The sequence below is a fragment of the Curtobacterium sp. MCBD17_026 genome, from assembly GCF_003234895.2.
Lineage (GTDB): Bacteria > Actinomycetota > Actinomycetes > Actinomycetales > Microbacteriaceae > Curtobacterium > Curtobacterium flaccumfaciens.
The window spans coordinates 2,053,391-2,070,065 of record NZ_CP126281.1 but is presented as its reverse complement, the minus strand read 5'-3'; the positions used below and the strand labels follow the sequence as shown (position 1 = coordinate 2,070,065).

At 71.3% G+C, this 16,675-nt stretch carries 10 protein-coding genes and 1 pseudogene; 10 read left to right on the top strand and 1 reads right to left on the bottom strand.

What is annotated here, in order from left to right; translation table 11 throughout:
• Positions 1-63: 63 nt before the first annotated feature.
• From DEI85_RS09760 to holA, 8 genes and pseudogenes are all read left to right on the top strand, one after another.
• On the top strand, positions 64-1,476 hold the full coding sequence (locus DEI85_RS09760) for a cytochrome ubiquinol oxidase subunit I (protein WP_027465275.1): 1,413 nt from the start codon (positions 64-66) through the stop codon (positions 1,474-1,476).
• A 16-nt stretch (positions 1,477-1,492) separates the two neighbouring features.
• Positions 1,493-2,497, top strand: a complete 1,005-nt coding sequence (cydB, locus tag DEI85_RS09755; protein ID WP_111123960.1) for a cytochrome d ubiquinol oxidase subunit II — start codon at positions 1,493-1,495, stop codon at positions 2,495-2,497.
• 10 nt (positions 2,498-2,507) lie between these two features.
• Positions 2,508-4,184 carry a thiol reductant ABC exporter subunit CydD gene (gene cydD, locus DEI85_RS09750; protein ID WP_111123961.1) on the top strand — a complete coding sequence of 559 codons (1,677 nt, stop codon included), beginning with the start codon at positions 2,508-2,510 and terminating at the stop codon, positions 4,182-4,184.
• A complete protein-coding gene (gene cydC / locus DEI85_RS09745; protein ID WP_111123962.1) occupies positions 4,181-5,869 on the top strand; it encodes a thiol reductant ABC exporter subunit CydC in 1,689 nt (562 codons plus the stop codon). Before cydD ends, cydC begins: the two co-directional genes overlap by 4 nt.
• 50 nt (positions 5,870-5,919) lie before the next feature.
• Entirely contained in the window at positions 5,920-8,475 is a 2,556-nt protein-coding gene (leuS, locus tag DEI85_RS09740; RefSeq protein WP_111123970.1) for a leucine--tRNA ligase, read from the top strand.
• Positions 8,476-8,583: 108 nt separating this feature from the next.
• Positions 8,584-9,378 (top strand): ComEA family DNA-binding protein, encoded by a 795-nt coding sequence (locus DEI85_RS09735; RefSeq protein ID WP_110860207.1) that lies wholly within the window; start codon positions 8,584-8,586, stop codon positions 9,376-9,378.
• Between the two features lie 9 nt (positions 9,379-9,387).
• Positions 9,388-11,181, top strand: a pseudogene (locus tag DEI85_RS17600) (ComEC/Rec2 family competence protein); the annotation flags it as partial.
• A 613-nt stretch (positions 11,182-11,794) separates the two neighbouring features.
• Positions 11,795-12,814: a DNA polymerase III subunit delta gene (gene holA / locus DEI85_RS09730; RefSeq protein WP_027465301.1), complete on the top strand. Its 1,020-nt coding sequence runs from the start codon at positions 11,795-11,797 to the stop codon at positions 12,812-12,814.
• A 184-nt stretch (positions 12,815-12,998) separates the two neighbouring features.
• Here the strand turns inward: holA and rpsT are convergent, their stop codons facing one another.
• Positions 12,999-13,259, bottom strand: a complete 261-nt coding sequence (gene rpsT / locus DEI85_RS09725) for a 30S ribosomal protein S20 (RefSeq protein ID WP_017886662.1) — start codon at positions 13,257-13,259, stop codon at positions 12,999-13,001.
• 222 nt (positions 13,260-13,481) lie between these two features.
• On the opposite strand from rpsT, the gene DEI85_RS09720 reads away from it, so the two are divergent.
• Positions 13,482-14,648 (top strand): pyridoxal phosphate-dependent aminotransferase, encoded by a 1,167-nt coding sequence (locus DEI85_RS09720; protein ID WP_110860401.1) that lies wholly within the window; start codon positions 13,482-13,484, stop codon positions 14,646-14,648.
• Between the two features lie 147 nt (positions 14,649-14,795).
• Complete coding sequence (gene lepA, locus DEI85_RS09715; protein WP_110860403.1) at positions 14,796-16,643, top strand: translation elongation factor 4; 1,848 nt, start codon at positions 14,796-14,798, stop codon at positions 16,641-16,643.
• Positions 16,644-16,675: the final 32 nt, after the last annotated feature.

Genomic DNA, 16,675 nt, shown 5'->3' with positions numbered 1-16,675 from the left:
CGTTCCACAGGAAGCAACTGACGTGCACGAACAGCGCGCGGCCACCCGTCTCGGAATCGCCGCATGAACGACCTCCTCGATCCGCTCCTCCTGTCGCGGTGGCAGTTCGGTCTGACGACCATCTACCACTTCCTCTTCGTCCCGCTGACGATCGGCATGGCAGCCGTGGTGGCCGTGTTCCAGACCGCCTGGTACCGGACCGGCCGCGCGCACTACCTGCAGCTGACGCGGTTCTTCGGGCGGATCTTCCTGATCAACTTCGCGATGGGTGTCGTGACGGGCATCGTGCAGGAGTTCCAGTTCGGCATGAACTGGTCGAACTACTCGCGCTTCGTCGGTGACGTCTTCGGCGCACCGCTCGCGCTCGAGGGGATCCTGGCGTTCTTCTTCGAGGCGGCGTTCATCGGCATCTGGATCTTCGGCTGGGACCGCCTGCCCAAGGGCCTGCACCTGGCGAGCATCTGGTGCGTCAGCGCCGGCACGATCATGTCCGCGTACTTCATCATCGCCGCGAACGCGTTCATGCAGCACCCGGTCGGCTTCGCGATGAACGAGGCCAAGGGTCGTGCGGAGCTCACCGACATCTGGGCGGTGCTCGGCAACAAGGTCGCCCTGGCCGCGTTCCCGCACACGCTCTTCGCCTGCTTCATGGTCGCCGCGGCGGTCATCATCTCGGTCGCGGCCTACCACCTGGCCCGCAACCAGAACCTCGAGACGATGATGCCGGCGCTCAAGTTCGGCATGTGGACGATGCTCGCGGCCGGCGCGCTGACCGTCCTGACCGGCGACCAGCTCGGACTGACGATGGTCGACACGCAGCCGATGAAGATGGCGGCGGCCGAGGCGCTGTACAACACCGCGACCGGTAAGGACGCCTCGTTCTCGATCTTCACGCTCGGTACCCCCGACGGTGTGCACGAGCTGTTCTCGATCCGGGTGCCGTACCTGCTGTCGTTCCTGTCGACGCACACGTTCAACGGCACGGTCGAGGGCATCAACGACCTGCAGGCGCAGTACACGCAGGTGTACGGCCCCGGCGACTACAAGCCGATCATCTGGGTCACCTACTGGTCGTTCCGCTGGATGATCGCCCTCGGCGTCGGCGCGGTCATGGTCTCGCTGGTCGGGCTGTGGCTGACCCGCAAGGGCCGGTTCCCGACGCAGCGCTGGGTGTGGCGCATCGCCACCTGGACCGTGCCGCTGCCGATGGCCGCGATGATCGTCGGCTGGGTCTTCACCGAGATGGGCCGCCAGCCGTGGCTCGTGTTCGGGCTGCTCCAGACGAAGGACGGTGTGTCGCCGAACGTGACCGGGCTCGAGGTCCTCATCTCGCTGCTGGTCTTCACCCTGATCTACGGCTCGCTGGCCGTCGTCGAGTTCAAGCTCATCAAGAAGGTCGCGCAAGAGGGGCCCGCCGACCCGGACGAGGTCGACGAGGAGACCGGCGAGGTCAAGCACGAAGTGACGGTCTACTAGAAATGGACGCTGCCTGATGGATCTCCCCGTTCTCTGGTTCGCGATCGTCGGCGTCTTCTTCGTCGGCTACTTCGTCCTCGACGGATTCGACTTCGGTGTCGGTATGTCCCTGCCGTTCCTCGGCAAGGACGACACCGACCGTCGGGTCCTGATCAACACCATCGGCCCGGTCTGGGACCTCAACGAGACCTGGGTCATCGTCGCCGGGGCCTGCCTGTTCGCGGCGTTCCCGGAGTGGTACGCCACGATGTTCTCCGGGTTCTACCTGGCGCTGCTGCTCATCCTCGCTGCACTCATCGTCCGAGGGGTGTCATTCGAGTACCGGCACCAGAACAAGCACCTCGAGTGGAAGCGCCGCTTCGACCTGATGATCATCGTCGGCAGTGCCGTGCCGTCGTTCCTGTGGGGCGTCGCGTTCGGCAACGTCGTCCGTGGCATCCCGATGGACGCCGGGCACAACTACACCGGCACGATCCTCGACCTGCTCAACCCGTTCGCGCTGCTGACCGGTGCCGCGACGCTGCTGGTGTTCTTCACCCACGGGGTCGTCTTCGTCGCGCTGAAGACCGAGGGCGAGATCCGCGTCCGCGCCAAGCGGCTGGCGACCCGGGCCGGCATCGTCACGATCGTCGTCGGAGCCGCGTTCCTGGTGTCGATGGCCTTCGTCCGGGCCACCCCGGCCTCGCTGGTGCTCTCCGTGGTCGCCGCCCTCGCCCTGGTCCTCGCGGTGCTCTGCAACGCCTGGGGCAAGGAGGGGCGCGCCTTCACGCTGATGGCGGTCACCATCGCCGCGATCGTGCTCGCGATGTTCACGGCGATCTTCCCCGACGTCATGCCGGCGTCGAACGACGTCGCCAACAGCCTGAACGTGTACAACGCCTCGTCCGGGGCGTACACGCTGACCGTGATGAGCTGGGTCGCGCTGATCTTCGTGCCCCTGGTCTTCGCGTACCAGGCCTGGACCTACTGGGTGTTCCGCAAGCGCGTCTCCCGCGCCCAGGTCACCGCGGCCGCGCACTAGGCGGACGACGATGAAGCCCCTCGACCCCCGACTCCTGCGGTTGTCCCGGACGGCGCGCGGCTTCATCGTCGCTGCCGCCGGCACCGGCGTCCTCCGCACGCTCGCGACCATCGCGATCGCGTGGGGGATCGCCGCGGCCGTCACCCTCGGGGTCGACGCCGTCGGCGACGGTACGGTCCCGGCGGCGTTCGGGCAGGCGCTCGCACTGCTCGGCGGCGCGTTCGTCCTGCGCGCGGTGGCCGCCTGGGCGACCGACGACCTGGCGGCACGCGCTGCTGCGAAGGTGAAGAGCGAGATGCGCACGACGGTGCTCGCCCGCGCCGCCGAGCGTGGTCCGTCGTGGCTGGCCGGCCGGTCGAGCGCCGGCTTCGCCACCACGCTCGGCCCCGGGCTCGACGCACTCGACGCCTACTTCGGCCGGTACCTGCCGCAGCTCGCGCTCACCGCGATCGCGACGCCGATGCTCCTGGTCGCGATCGGCCTGGGCGACCTGACGAGCGAGCTGATCATCCTGTTCGCCCTGCCGGTGATCCCGGTCTTCATGATCCTGATCGGCCTGGCGACGCAGTCCCTGCAGCGGAAGCAGTCGGACGCCCTCGCGAAGCTCGGTGGCGCCTTCACCGAAGCCGTCGAGGGGCTCGCCACGCTCAAGGTCTTCGGCCGTGCGCGCCGCCAGGTCGGTCGCATCGGGGCGGTCACCGACGAGTACCGCCGCGGCACGATCGGCGTGCTCCGGCTGTCGTTCGTGAGCGGCTTCGCGCTCGAGCTCGCCGCGAGCCTGTCCGTCGCACTGGTCGCCGTCTCGATCGGCATCCGCCTGGTCGACGGCTCGCTCGGCCTCGGCGCCGCGATGTTCGTGCTCGTCCTGGCCCCGGAGGCCTTCGCCCCCATCCGCCAGGTCGGCGCCGACTTCCACGCCGCCCAGGACGGCGTCGAGGCCTCGGCCGCGGTGCTCGACGTGCTGGCCCACGACGAGACCGCATCGCCGTCCGCGACCGGCAGCAGCGGCGGCAGCCGGACCGACACGGACACCGCAGCACCCGCCACCGCCCTGGACGTCCGCGGGCTCACCGTCCGCCGACCCGACGTCGTGATCGGACCGTTCGACCTGCACGCCGAGCCCGGCACCGTCGTCGTGCTCGCCGGCCCGAGCGGCTCCGGCAAGTCGAGCATCATCGCGGCGCTCCGCGGTGTCCTGCCGCACGACGGTGCCGTCACCGTGCCCGGCCCGGCCGGTGCCTCCGTCGCCGAGCGCACCACGTGGGCCGACCAGCGGCCGCGTCTCGTCCGCGGGACGATCGCCGAGAACGTCGCGCTCAGCGCGACCCCCGAGGACGCCGACGTGCGCACCGCCCTGGGCGACGCGGGGCTGGGACTCGACCCGGGCCTCCAGGTCGGTGCCGGTGGCAGCGGACTGTCCGGCGGCCAGGCACAGCGTGTCGCCGTCGCCCGCGCGCTGTACCGCGCGCGCCGCGCAGCCACGCCCCTCGTGCTGCTCGACGAGCCGACGTCCGCGCTGGACGCCGAGGCCGAGGCGCGGGTGGTCGCGGCCGCCCGTGGCCTGGCGGCCGACGGCGCGGTCGTCGTGGTCGCCAGCCACCGACCGGCGGTCGTCGCCGCGGCCGACGTCCGCGTGGACGTCCGCGTCGGCGGTTCCGTGACGGTCCGCAGGGGGGTGCGCGCATGAGCCGGGAGGCCCGTGGCCGCTCGGTCCTGCGGCTCGCGATGCCGCACGGGTCCGGTTGGGCGAAGGCGGTCGCCGCCGGGTCGCTCAGCGCGGTCTGCGCCGTCGCGCTCCTCGCCGCGAGCGGCTACCTGATCACCCGTGCCGCCGAGCACCCGCCGATCCTGTACCTGACGCTCGTGATGGTCGGCGTGCGCGCCTTCGCTCTCGGGCGGGCCGTGCTGCGGTACGTCGACCGGCTCGCCGGGCACGATGCGTCCTTCCGGCAACTGGCCGTGGTGCGGACGGAGATGTACCGGCGGCTGGCGTCGATCGCGCCCGCCGGACTCGGGCGGACCGGACGCGGCGACCTCATGACGCGCCTGGTCACCGACACCGATCGGCTGCAGGACCTGCCGATCCGCGTCGTCGGTCCGCTCGTCTCCGCCGGGGTCGTCGCGGTGCTGTCGGTCATCGCCGTGGCGCTCGTGTCGGTGCCGGCGGCGATCGTGCTCCTCCTCGCGCTGGCGGTCGCGGCCCTGGTCGGCACCGTCGTCACCCGGTCGATCGCCGAGCGCTCCGACCGCGAGACCGCCGCCGACCGGGGTCGCGTCGCGGACCTCGTGCTCGACACCGTCCGGACGCTCGACGTCTTCGCCGCCTACGGCACCCTCGACGAGCGGCTCGCGCACATCGCCCGGCTCGACGCCGGCGTCACCCGGGCCGTCCGTCGCCGTGGCTCGGTCGAGTCGCTCGTCGGGGCCCTGGTCGGCCTGGTCGGTGGCGGTGCGGTGATCGGGATCCTCGCCGTCGGTGCCCCCGCCGTGGTGTCCGGTGCGCTCGACGGTCCGCTCTGGGCACTGGCGGTCTTCGTGCCGCTGGCGCTCTTCGAGGTCGTCGGGACCGTCCCGCTCGCCGTCCTGACACTCCGCCGGGTGCGTGCCGCGGCGGAACGGGTCGAGCAGGTCGTGCCCGCCGAGGTGCCCGCCGGCATCGTCCCAGAGCCCGACGAGGACGCCGATCCAGCGTCGCTGGTGGTCGAGGGTGCGGTCACACTCGCCGTCCACGACCTGACGATCCGCTGGCCGGGGGCGGCCGAGCCCGCGGTCGACGGGGTCTCGTTCACGCTCGCGCCCGGCGAGGTCGTCGTGCTCCAGGGGCCGAGCGGTGCCGGCAAGTCGACCCTGGTCGACGCGCTCGTCCGGTTCGTGGAGCACGAGGGCTCCTACACGCTCGACGGCGTCGAGGCGAAGGCGATGCACCCGGACGCGGTGCGGGCGCGGGTCGGCCTGATCGAACAGGACCCGTTCGTGTTCGACCAGTCGGTGCGGCAGAACCTGCTCTTCGCCCGCGAGACCGCGACCGACGACGAACTGCTCGCCGTGCTCGACCGGGTCGGCCTGGGGGACTGGGTCGTCCGACGGGGCGGGCTGGACGCCTCGGTCGGGGAACGCGGCGTGCTCGTGTCCGGCGGCCAGGCGCACCGGCTCGCGCTCGCCCGCGCACTGCTGCACGCGTTCCCGGTGCTGGTGCTCGACGAACCGACCGCCGACGTCGACCCGGACCTCGGTGACGCCGTGCTGCGTGACCTCGTCACCACGGCCCGCGCAGCGGGTCGGACGGTCGTCATCGTGTCGCACGTCCCGGTGGCGCCGGACCTGGTCGACCGCACCCTGCGGATGCGGGACGGACGCCTGCTCGCCGGGTGAGCCGACAGACGGACGCGGGACGGGCCTCCCGGCTTGTATCGTTGACGACCGTGACCACCGAGCAGCACGCCGAGGACCCGAACGCCTACGACTTCCGTCGTATCCAGGAGAAGTGGCAGCCCCGCTGGGAAGAGCTCGGGCTCTTCACCACCGACCTCGACGACACCCGTCCGCGCAAGTACATCCTCGAGATGTTCCCGTACCCGTCCGGCGACCTGCACATGGGACACGCCGAGAACTGGGCACTCGGGGACTTCGTCGCGCGCTACTGGCGTCAGCAGGGCTTCAACGTGCTGCACCCGATCGGCTGGGACTCCTTCGGGCTGCCGGCCGAGAACGCGGCGATCAAGCGCGGGGTGGACCCGAAGGACTGGACCTACGCGAACATCGAGCAGCAGAAGGCGTCCTTCAAGCGCTACGCGCCGTCGTTCGACTGGACCACCGAGATCCACACCTCGGACCCCGAGTACTACAAGTGGAACCAGTGGCTGTTCCTGAAGATGTACGAGAAGGGCCTGGCGTACCGCAAGGACAGCTGGGTGAACTGGGACCCGGTGGACCAGACCGTGCTCGCCAACGAGCAGGTCCTGCCCGACGGCACCTCGGACCGCTCCGGCGCCGTCGTCGTGAAGAAGAAGCTCACGCAGTGGTACTTCAAGATCACCGAGTACGCCGACCGGCTGCTCGACGACCTGAACCAGCTCGAGGGGCGGTGGCCGGCGAAGGTCATCGCGCAGCAGCGCAACTGGATCGGCCGCTCGGTCGGTGCCGACGTCGACTTCGTGATCGAGGGCCGCGACGAGCCGGTCACGGTCTTCACCACCCGTCCGGACACGATCCACGGGGCGACGTTCCTGGTCGTCGCGCCGGACTCCGACCTGGCGGCTGAGCTCGTCTCGTCTGCTCCGGACGACGTCCGTGCTGCGTTCGATTCCTACCTGGTCGCCACCCAGAAGACCTCGGAGATCGACCGGCAGAACGCCGATCGCCCAAAGACCGGCGTGCCGCTCGGCCGGTCCGCGATCCACCCGCTCACGGGGGAACGCCTGCCGATCTGGGCCGCCGACTACGTGCTCGCCGACTACGGCCACGGCGCCGTGATGGCCGTGCCCGCGCACGACCAGCGCGACCTCGACTTCGCGCGGGCGTTCGACCTGCCCGTCAAGGTGGTCGTCGACACGAACGCCGCCGTCACCGGGGCGATCCCCGTCATCCCCGAGGGCGCGACGCTCGACGACTTCGACGTGCCGACCCTCGACCCGGTCGCCACCGGCGAAGCGCTGACGGGCCAGGGCCGGATGATCAACTCCGGGCCGCTCGACGGCATGTCGAAGCAGCACGCCATCACCGCGGCGATCGCGCTGCTCGAGGAACGCGGGACCGGCCGTGCCGCCAAGACCTACCGCCTGCGCGACTGGCTCATCTCGCGCCAGCGCTTCTGGGGCACCCCGATCCCGATCATCCACGGTGCCGACGGCACCGAGCACCCGGTGCCCGAGGACCAGCTGCCGATCGTGCTGCCGGACACCGAGGGGCTCGACCTCAAGCCGAAGGGCACGTCCCCGCTCGGTGGCGCGACCGACTGGGTGAACGTCCCGAACCCCGTCGACGGCACCCCGGCGATCCGCGACACCGACACGATGGACACCTTCGTCGACTCGTCGTGGTACTTCCTGCGGTTCCTGTCGGCGAACGACGACACCCAGGCGTTCGACCCGGCAGCCGCGCGCCGCTGGGCTCCCGTCGACCAGTACATCGGCGGCATCGAGCACGCGATCCTGCACCTGCTGTACGCCCGCTTCGTCACCAAGGTGCTGTTCGACCTCGGGTACCTCGACTTCACCGAGCCGTTCTCGGCGCTGCTCAACCAGGGCATGGTGCTGTCCGGTGGCTCGAAGATGTCGAAGTCGAAGGGCGGCGTCTCGCTCGGCGACGAGCTCGACGCGAACGGCGTCGACGCCATCCGCCTGGTGATGGGCTTCGCCGGCCCGCCCGAGGACGACATCAACTGGGAGGACGTCTCACCGTCCGCCTCGGCTCGGTTCCTGGCGCGGGCGTACCGCCTGGCGCTCGACGTCACGTCCGCACGGGACGCCGTGTGGGCCGACGGCGACCGGGCACTCCGCCAGGTCACGCACCGGTTCCTCGCCGACGCCCCCGGGATGATGGAGTCGTTCAAGTTCAACGTCGTGATCGCGCGACTGATGGACCTGGTCAACGTCACCCGCAAGGCGATCGACAGCGGGCCCGGCGCCGGTGACCCCGCCGTGCGCGAGGCCGTCGAGACCATCGCGCTCGGCCTGAGCGTCTTCGCGCCGTACACCGGCGAGGAGATGTGGGAGAAGCTGGGCTACGAGGCCACCGTCGCCACGTACGGCTGGCGGAAGGCCGACCCGACGCTGCTCGTGCAGGAGACCCTGACGGCCGTCGTGCAGGTCAACGGCAAGGTGCGTGATTCGTTCGAGGTGTCGAAGTCGATCGAGCCGGACGAGCTCGAGCAGCTCGCGCGGTCGTCGGCCAACGTGCAGCGGTACATCGGTGACCGCGAGATCGTGAAGGTGATCGTCCGGGCGCCGAAGCTCGTGAACATCGCCATCAAGGGGTAGCGACCGTCCCTGGCGTCGTCCCTCCACAGCAGGGGCGTTCGCGGCACCCGTCCACGGGTGTGACCTCCGGAGCCCGGCCGATCGGCCGGGCTCCGTAGCGTTCCGCACATGTCGTCCCCGTCGTCTCCCGGACCCTGGTGGTCCCGTCTCGCGTTGTCCCCACGGGCCGCCGTGGTGCTGGCGGCGGTCGTGGTGGTGGTCGCCGTCGTGGTGGTCCTCGTCGGGGCGCTCGTGTCGGGTGGTGGCGAGGGCGCCGGGGGCACGGGTGGCATCGTCGTGCGTGGCGCGCCGACGGCCGGTGCGGGTGGGGCGTCGGGCGCGCCGTCGCCGTCGCCGTCGGCCCCTGCTGGTGCCGGTGCCGGTGTCGGGGCTTCGTCTGCTCCGGGTGTCGGCGCGGACACGGGTGCCGGGCGGGTCGTGGTGCACGTGCTCGGGGCGGTGCGGCGGAGCGGTGTGGTCGAGTTGCCGACATCGAGCCGGGTCGGGGACGCGCTCGAACGTGCCGGTGGCGCCACCGACGACGCCGACCTCGACCGCCTGAACCTGGCCCGGGTGCTGACGGACGGCGAGCGGTTGTACGTGCCGCGCCTCGGGCAACAGGAGGTGCCCGAGGCGCTCGGGCTGATGGCAGACGGTGCTGCCGCCGGGCCGACTGCCGCTGCCGGGGCAGGGGGCAGCGGTGGCACTGCGGGCACCGGGGCCGAGGGGTCCACCGTCGTCGACCTGAACACCGCCGACCAAACCGCGCTCGAGACCCTGCCCGGGATCGGACCCGGGCTGGCCGGGCGGATCATCGCCTGGCGTGACGAGCACGGCCGGTTCACCGCGGTCGAGGACCTGCTCGACGTCAGCGGCATCGGCGACGTGCGGTTCGCCGAGCTCCGCGGTCGCGTGCGGGTCTGAGGGGCGACGGTGCAGCTCGCACCGAGTGCGATCGACCTGCGGGTCGCGGTGCCGGTGGCGGTCGCCTGGATCGCGACCGCCCTGCTCGTCGGCGTGCCCGACGTGGCACCCGTGGTCGGTGGGGCCACAGCGCTCCTGACCGGCGTCAGCGGCAGCGTGCTCCGGTGGCGTCGGGGCGCCGGGGTCGTGCCGGTCGTCGCCGGACTGCTGCTCGTCGCGGGGTCCCTGACGACACTGCTCGCGGTGTCGGTCCTCGTGGGGGAGTCCCGGCGGGCCCCGGAACCGCTGCGTGCGCTCGTCGCCGGTCCGGGGGCGGGGCACGTCGACGTCGAGGCGGTGCTGACCCGCGACCTCGTGCCGGGGGACCGCTCCGTCACCGCGAAGCTGGTGCGCGCGGACGATCTCGACGGGCTCCGGGTGCCGGTCCGGCTCGTCCCCGACCAGCACGGCGACGCACCGGGCGCCGTGCTGGCGGCTGGTGCCCGGGTCACCGTGACCGCCGCCGTGCAGCCGGACGAACCCGGTTCCGCAACCGCGTTCGTGGCGTTCCTGCGCGGGACGCCGTCGTCGGTGCCGCCCGACGGGCTGCTCGGCGCCACCGACACCGCGCGGCAGGCGTTCGTCCGGGCCACGGCCGACCTGCCGCAGCCCGGAGCGGCGCTGCTGCGCGGACTCGCGATCGGGGACCGCTCCGGCCTCGATCCGACGACCGAGGCGGCGATGGAGACCTCGGCGCTGACGCACCTGACGGCGGTGTCCGGGGCGAACTGCGCCGTGGTGGTCGGACTCGTCGTGGTCCTCGGCCGCGCCTGTGGTCTGGCACGAGGCCTGCGGGCCGCGGCGGCCGTCGCCGTGCTCCTGGTGTTCGTCGTGCTCGTGCGGCCCGGCCCCTCGATCGTCCGGGCGACGGTGATGGCGATCGTGGTGCTCGTCGTGCACCTGGCCGGTCGACCGGTGCGGGGCGTACCGCTCATCGCCCTCGCCGCGGTCGGCATGCTCGTGGTCGACCCCTGGTTCGCACGGTCGTTCGCGTTCGCCCTGTCCGTGCTCGCCACGAGCGGGATCGTGGTGCTCGGCCCGCCGCTCACCGAGCTCCTGGCACGTCGTGTGTGGCCGCCGGTCGCCGCCGCACTCGCGATCCCGGTCGCAGCGCAGGTGGCCTGCTGGCCGGTGACGATCCCGCTGTCGGCGGCGCTCCCGACCTACGCGGTGCCGGCGAACCTGCTGGCGGAGCCGTTCGCGCCGGTCGTCACGGTGATCGGGCTCGCCGCGTGTGGCGTCGCTCCGGTGTGGCCGGTGGGTGCGCAGGGGCTCGCGGCCGTCGCGTGGGTCCCGGCCGCCGCCGTCGGGGGCATCGCGCACGGGGCGGCGGCCCTGCCCTACGCCTCGGCACCCTGGCCGGCCGGGGTGCTCGGTGTGGCCGCCGCCGTGCTGGTGTGCGGCTGCATCGCGGTCGCCGTGCTGGTCCGGGGGCGGCTGGGCTCCCGGTTGCTGCTCGCCGCAGGGGTGGTGGTCGTGGTCGGTGTCGCAGCGGTCACCGTCCCGGTGCTCGTCGTCCGGGGATCGGTGCCGGGCGACTGGTCGGTCGCCGCGTGTGACGTCGGGCAGGGGGACGGCGTGCTGCTCCGTGGCGACGATGCCGTCGCGCTGGTGGACACCGGCGACGACGAGGAACGGCTCCGGGCGTGTCTGGACCTGCTGGGGGTCACCCGGATCGACCTGCTCGTCCTGACGCACTTCGACCGTGACCACGTCGGCGCGGTGAACGCTGTGGTCGGCACCGTCGACACCGCGTTGGTCGGACCCGTGGGCCGCGAGTCGGACGAGCGGGTGGTCGACGACCTCCGGCGTGCCGGTGTCGACGTCCGGACGGCGGACGACCGGGTCTCCGGCACCCTCGGGCCGCTCACCTGGCGCGTGGTGTGGCCCCCGGGCGACGACCGTGCCGCCGGCAACGACGCGAGCATCGTGCTGGTCACGGGGCCGGCCGACGGAGGCTCCTGTGCGACGTGCCTGACCGGGGTCTTCCTCGGCGACCTGGGGGAGTCGTCGCAACGTCGGCTGCGCAACGCCGGTGGTCTGCCGACGGGGCCGATCGACGTCGTGAAAGTGGCGCACCACGGCTCCGCGGACCAGGACCCGCAGCTCTACCGAGGGCTCGCCGCGCGGGTCGGGCTCATCGGGGTCGGCGCGGACAACACCTACGGGCATCCGACGCCGTCCGCGCTCGGCATGCTCGAGGCGGCGGGCACGCTGCCGCTCCGCACCGACGAACGTGGGACCGTGGTGCTCGCCCGATCCGGCAGCGACGAGGTGCGGGTGTGGACGGAGCGCTCGTCGTCGGCGGCCGCCCGTAGGATCGTCGGTGCACCACTCGACCCGGCACCGTCCGGGCCGGCACCACCGGAAGGACCACATGGCCGCCAAGAAGCCCGCGCGCGCCGCAGCGAAGATCGACCAGGTGCCCTGGTCGGGGATCCGTCCGGCGCCCGTCGTGCTCATCACCGGGCCCGAAGCGTTCCTCGCCGACCGCGCCCGCGGTGTGCTGAAGGACCTGCTGCAGGGCGAGGACCCCGCGCTCGAGGTGCACGACCTCGAAGCCGACCAGTACGCCCCCGGGCTCCTCGCCACCCTCGCCAGCCCGTCGCTGTTCGGCGAGCCGCGACTCGTGCAGGTCACGAACGTCGAGAAGTGCACCGACGCGTTCATCACCGAGACGATCTCGTACCTGCAGGCCCCCGCGGACGACGTCACCCTGGTGCTCCGGCACGGGGGTGGCGTGCGCGGCAAGAAGCTCCTCGACACGATCCGCAGCGGTGTCGGCGGCGGGGTCGAGGTGCTGTGCGACGAGCTCAAGCGCGAGACCGACCGCATCGACTTCGTGAACGCCGAGTTCCGCGCCGCACGACGCCGCATCGCTCCCTCCGCCGTCCGAACCCTGGTGACCGCGTTCGCCGACGACCTCGCCGAACTCGCCGCCGCGTGCCGACAACTCCTGGCGGACGAGGCCGAGGAGATCACCGACAAGGTCGTCGACAAGTACTACGGCGGTCGCGTCGAGACGAACGCGTTCAAGGTCGCCGACATCGCCCTCGCGGGTCGGTCGGCACCGGCGATCGTCGAGCTGCGGCACGCCCTGGCCACCGGCGAGGCACCCGTGCCGATCGTCGCCGCGTTCGCGAGCAAGATCCGCACGATGGCGAAGGTCAGCGCCTTCCGGGGTCCCAGCGGGCAGGCGGCCTCGGCGCTCGGCATGGCGCCGTGGCAGGTGCAGCGCGCGCAGCGTGACGTCGCCGGATGGAGCGAGTCCGGGCTGGCGAACGCGATCATCAGCATCGCCGAGGCGGACACCGCGGTGAAGGGTGGCTCGCGCGACGCGCACTACGCGCTCGAGGTCATGGTCCGCACCATCGCCCGACGCGGCGAACCCCGCTGAGGCGAGTCGGGTCTCCCGGCCGTCCCGGCCGTCCCGCGTCGTCGAGTGAGCAGAAGACGACGTGTGATCCCCGGTGACCCGTCGTCTTCTGCTCACTCGAGAGCCCACGCAGCCCACGCAGCCCACACACGACGAAGGCCCCGCACCAACGGTGCGGGGCCTTCGGACCAGAAGGGTCAGGACGTCAGAGCGACGAGACCTTCTTCGCGATGGCCGACTTGCGGTTCGCGGCCTGGTTCTTGTGGATGACACCCTTGCTCACGGCCTTGTCGAGCTTCTTCGACGCGAGGGCCAGGGCGGCAACGGCCTTGTCCTTGTCACCGGCGGCGACGGCGTCGTTGGCACGACGGATGTGCGTCTTGAGCTCCGACTTGTAGGCCTTGTTGCGCTCGGTGGCCTTGAGGTTGGTCTTGATGCGCTTGATCTGCGACTTGATGTTCGCCATGAATTGCTCCTGCTCGTCTCGTACGGGTGGGCGCGACCGCAGGGTAGAGGGGCCCTTGGTCGCATCGCGTTCCACCCGTGGGCGGGGAACGCGGAAGCCAGCCACCAACACTACCAGGCAAGCGGGCTGCCACCAAAGCACGAAACACCGCCGGATCGGCGGAAGCCCGCGGTCGACCGCGCCGAAACCCCTCGGCAACACGCACCGGATACCGTGACGGACATGCCCTCCCTCGCACCGCGCATCGACACCGTGCCCGCCTCCGGCATCCGGAGGGTCTTCGAGCAGGCGGCCCTGCTGCAGTCGAGCGGCACGGACGTCACGATGCTCGTGATCGGTGAGCCGGACGTCCCGGTGGCGCCGCACATCGGTGAGGCGGCCCGTCGCGCCTGGACCGAGGACCGCACCGGGTACACGCCGAACGGCGGGATCGCGCCCCTCCGCGAAGCCGTCCGCGACAAGCTCCGCCGTGAGAACCGGATCGAGGCCGACCTCGAGCAGATCTGGATGACGATCGGTGCGACCCAGGCGCTCTTCCAGGCGATGACGCTGACCCTGAGCCCGGGTGACGAGGTGCTCGTGCCGGACCCCGGCTACACGACCTTCACGATGAACGCCCAGATCATCGGTGCGACCCCGGTGCCGTACCGGCTGGAGCCGCAGCACGGGTTCGAACCCGACCTGCAGGCCCTCGAGGCGAGCGTCACCGAACGCACCCGGGTACTGATCGTCAACTCGCCGTCGAACCCGCTCGGCTCGGTCTTCGGCGAGGAGACCCTCCGTGCGCTCCTGGCCTTCGCGAAGCGGCACGACCTCTGGGTCATCAGCGACGAGGTCTACGAGTACTTCACCTACGGCACCCGCCACGTGAGCCTGGCGGCGCTCGACGAGGACGACCGCGTGTTCTCGGCGTTCTCATTGAGCAAGACGTACGCCATGACCGGCGTCCGCGTCGGCTACCTCGTCACGCCGAAGGGGCTCGGCGCGACGATGCGGACCACGCAGGAGGCCATGATCAGCTGCGTCGCCGAACCCGACCAGTACGCGGCCCTCGCGGCGATCGTGGGGGACCACTCGGCGGTGCGCGACGCTCGGGAGCACTACCGCGCGAACCTCGAGGTCGCGAAGGCGACGCTCGACGCCGCCGGAATCCGGTACCTCGACCCGCGCGGGGCGTTCTACCTGTGGGTCGACATGTCGCACGCGTCCGACGGGGACATCGCCGAGTGGGCGCTCGGGTTCCTGCAGCGCGAGCGGGTCGCCGTCGCACCGGGCAGCGCCTTCGGACGCACCGGCGAGGGGTGGATCCGCGTGTGCCTCGCAGCCACCGCGGACGACCTCCGGCGCGGCCTGGGTGCCCTGCCGGCTCCGGCGCACGCGACGGTCTGACCGGCGGCCGACGCCCGCCTCGTCGACCGGACCACGGCCCTGGAGGCACGGCCCGCGTCCGTCAGGCACGTGGCGGACGCGCGCCGTGCCTCCAGGGCGGGTGAAGCGTGGGAGACTGTTGCGACCGTCCGACCCACCTGAGGAACCGTGAGCCCACAAGCATCCGCTCCGCTGGAGCCCGCAGCGACCCCGGCAGACGCGATCCGCAACTTCTGCATCATCGCGCACATCGACCACGGCAAGTCGACGCTGGCCGACCGCATGCTCTCGATCACCGGCATCGTGGAGGACCGTGCGATGCGTGCGCAGTACCTCGACCGCATGGACATCGAGCGCGAGCGCGGCATCACGATCAAGTCGCAGGCCGTGCGCATGCCGTGGGAACTCGACGGTGAGACCTTCGCGCTGAACATGATCGACACCCCCGGGCACGTCGACTTCTCGTACGAGGTCTCGCGCTCCCTGGCGGCGTGCGAGGGAGCGATCCTGCTCGTCGACGCCGCCCAGGGCATCGAGGCGCAGACGCTCGCGAACCTGTACCTGGCGCTCGAGAACGACCTCGAGATCATCCCGGTCCTCAACAAGATCGACCTCCCGGCGGCCGAACCGGACAAGTACGCGGCCGAGCTCGCGCAGCTCATCGGTGGCAAGCCGGAGGACGTCCTCCGGGTGTCCGGCAAGACCGGCGTCGGGGTGCCCGAGCTCCTCGACCTGGTGGTCCGTCGCGTGCCGGCCCCCGTCGGCGACGCCGAGGCAGCGCCCCGCGCGATGATCTTCGACTCGGTCTACGACAGCTACCGCGGCGTCGTCACCTACGTCCGCATGATCGACGGCACCATCTCGCCCCGCGAGAAGGTCCAGATGATGTCGACCAAGTCGACGCACGAGATCCTGGAGATCGGGGTCTCGAGCCCGGAGCCGAAGCCCACGAAGGGTCTGTCCGTCGGCGAGGTCGGCTACCTGATCACCGGCGTGAAGGACGTCCGCCAGTCCAAGGTCGGCGACACCGTCACGAGCGCGCAGAAGCCCGCGACCCAGGCGCTGCCCGGCTACACGGACCCGAAGCCGATGGTGTTCTCGGGCCTGTACCCGATCGACGGCAGCGACTACCCGGTGCTCCGCGAAGCGCTCGACAAGCTGAAGCTCTCCGACGCCGCACTGGTCTACGAGCCGGAGACCTCGGTCGCGCTCGGCTTCGGGTTCCGCTGCGGGTTCCTCGGGCTGCTGCACCTCGAGATCATCACCGAGCGGCTGTCCCGCGAGTTCGGTCTCGACCTCATCACGACGGCCCCGAGCGTGATCTACGAGGTCACGACCGAGGACAACTCCGTGACCGAGGTCACGAACCCCTCGGAGTTCCCGACCGGGCGCATCGTCGAGGTCCGCGAGCCGATGGTCCGCGCCGCGATCCTGGCCCCGAAGGACTACGTCGGCGCGATCATGGAGCTGTGCCAGCAGCGCCGCGGCTCCCTGCTCGGCATGGAGTACCTCGGCGAGGACCGCGTCGAGATCCGCTACGAGATGCCCCTCGGCGAGATCGTCTTCGACTTCTTCGACCAGCTGAAGAGCAAGACCCAGGGCTACGCGTCGCTCGACTACGAGCCCACCGGCGACCAGGCCGCCGACCTCGTCAAGGTCGACATCCTGCTGCAGGGGGACCAGGTCGACGCCTTCAGCGCGATCGTGCACCGCGACAAGGCGTACGCCTACGGCACGCTCATGACCGAGCGGCTGCGCAAGCTCATCCCGCGCCAGCAGTTCGAGGTGCCGATCCAGGCTGCCATCGGCGCCCGCATCATCGCCCGCGAGAGCATCCGCGCGATGCGCAAGGACGTCCTGGCGAAGTGCTACGGCGGCGACATCACCCGCAAGCGCAAGCTCCTCGAGAAGCAGAAGGAGGGCAAGAAGCGCATGAAGACCATCGGTCGGGTCGAGGTCCCGCAGGAAGCCTTCATCGCGGCGCTCTCCGGCGACGTCGAAGAGAAGAAGAAGTAGCGCCGGGCGCTCAGCGCGTTTCGCGCTGAGCG

Bases quoted from the DNA above. Each gene is read 5' to 3' on its own strand.
- DEI85_RS09760 (WP_027465275.1), top strand. From the start codon at position 64: ATGAACGACCTCCTCGATCCGCTCCTCCTGTCGCGGTGGCAGTTCGGT.
- cydB (WP_111123960.1), top strand. From the start codon at position 1,493: ATGGATCTCCCCGTTCTCTGGTTCGCGATCGTCGGCGTCTTCTTCGTC.
- cydD (WP_111123961.1), top strand. From the start codon at position 2,508: ATGAAGCCCCTCGACCCCCGACTCCTGCGGTTGTCCCGGACGGCGCGC.
- cydC (WP_111123962.1), top strand. From the start codon at position 4,181: ATGAGCCGGGAGGCCCGTGGCCGCTCGGTCCTGCGGCTCGCGATGCCG.
- DEI85_RS09735 (WP_110860207.1), top strand. From the start codon at position 8,584: ATGTCGTCCCCGTCGTCTCCCGGACCCTGGTGGTCCCGTCTCGCGTTG.
- holA (WP_027465301.1), top strand. From the start codon at position 11,795: ATGGCCGCCAAGAAGCCCGCGCGCGCCGCAGCGAAGATCGACCAGGTG.
- rpsT (WP_017886662.1), bottom strand. From the start codon at position 13,259: ATGGCGAACATCAAGTCGCAGATCAAGCGCATCAAGACCAACCTCAAG.
- DEI85_RS09720 (WP_110860401.1), top strand. From the start codon at position 13,482: ATGCCCTCCCTCGCACCGCGCATCGACACCGTGCCCGCCTCCGGCATC.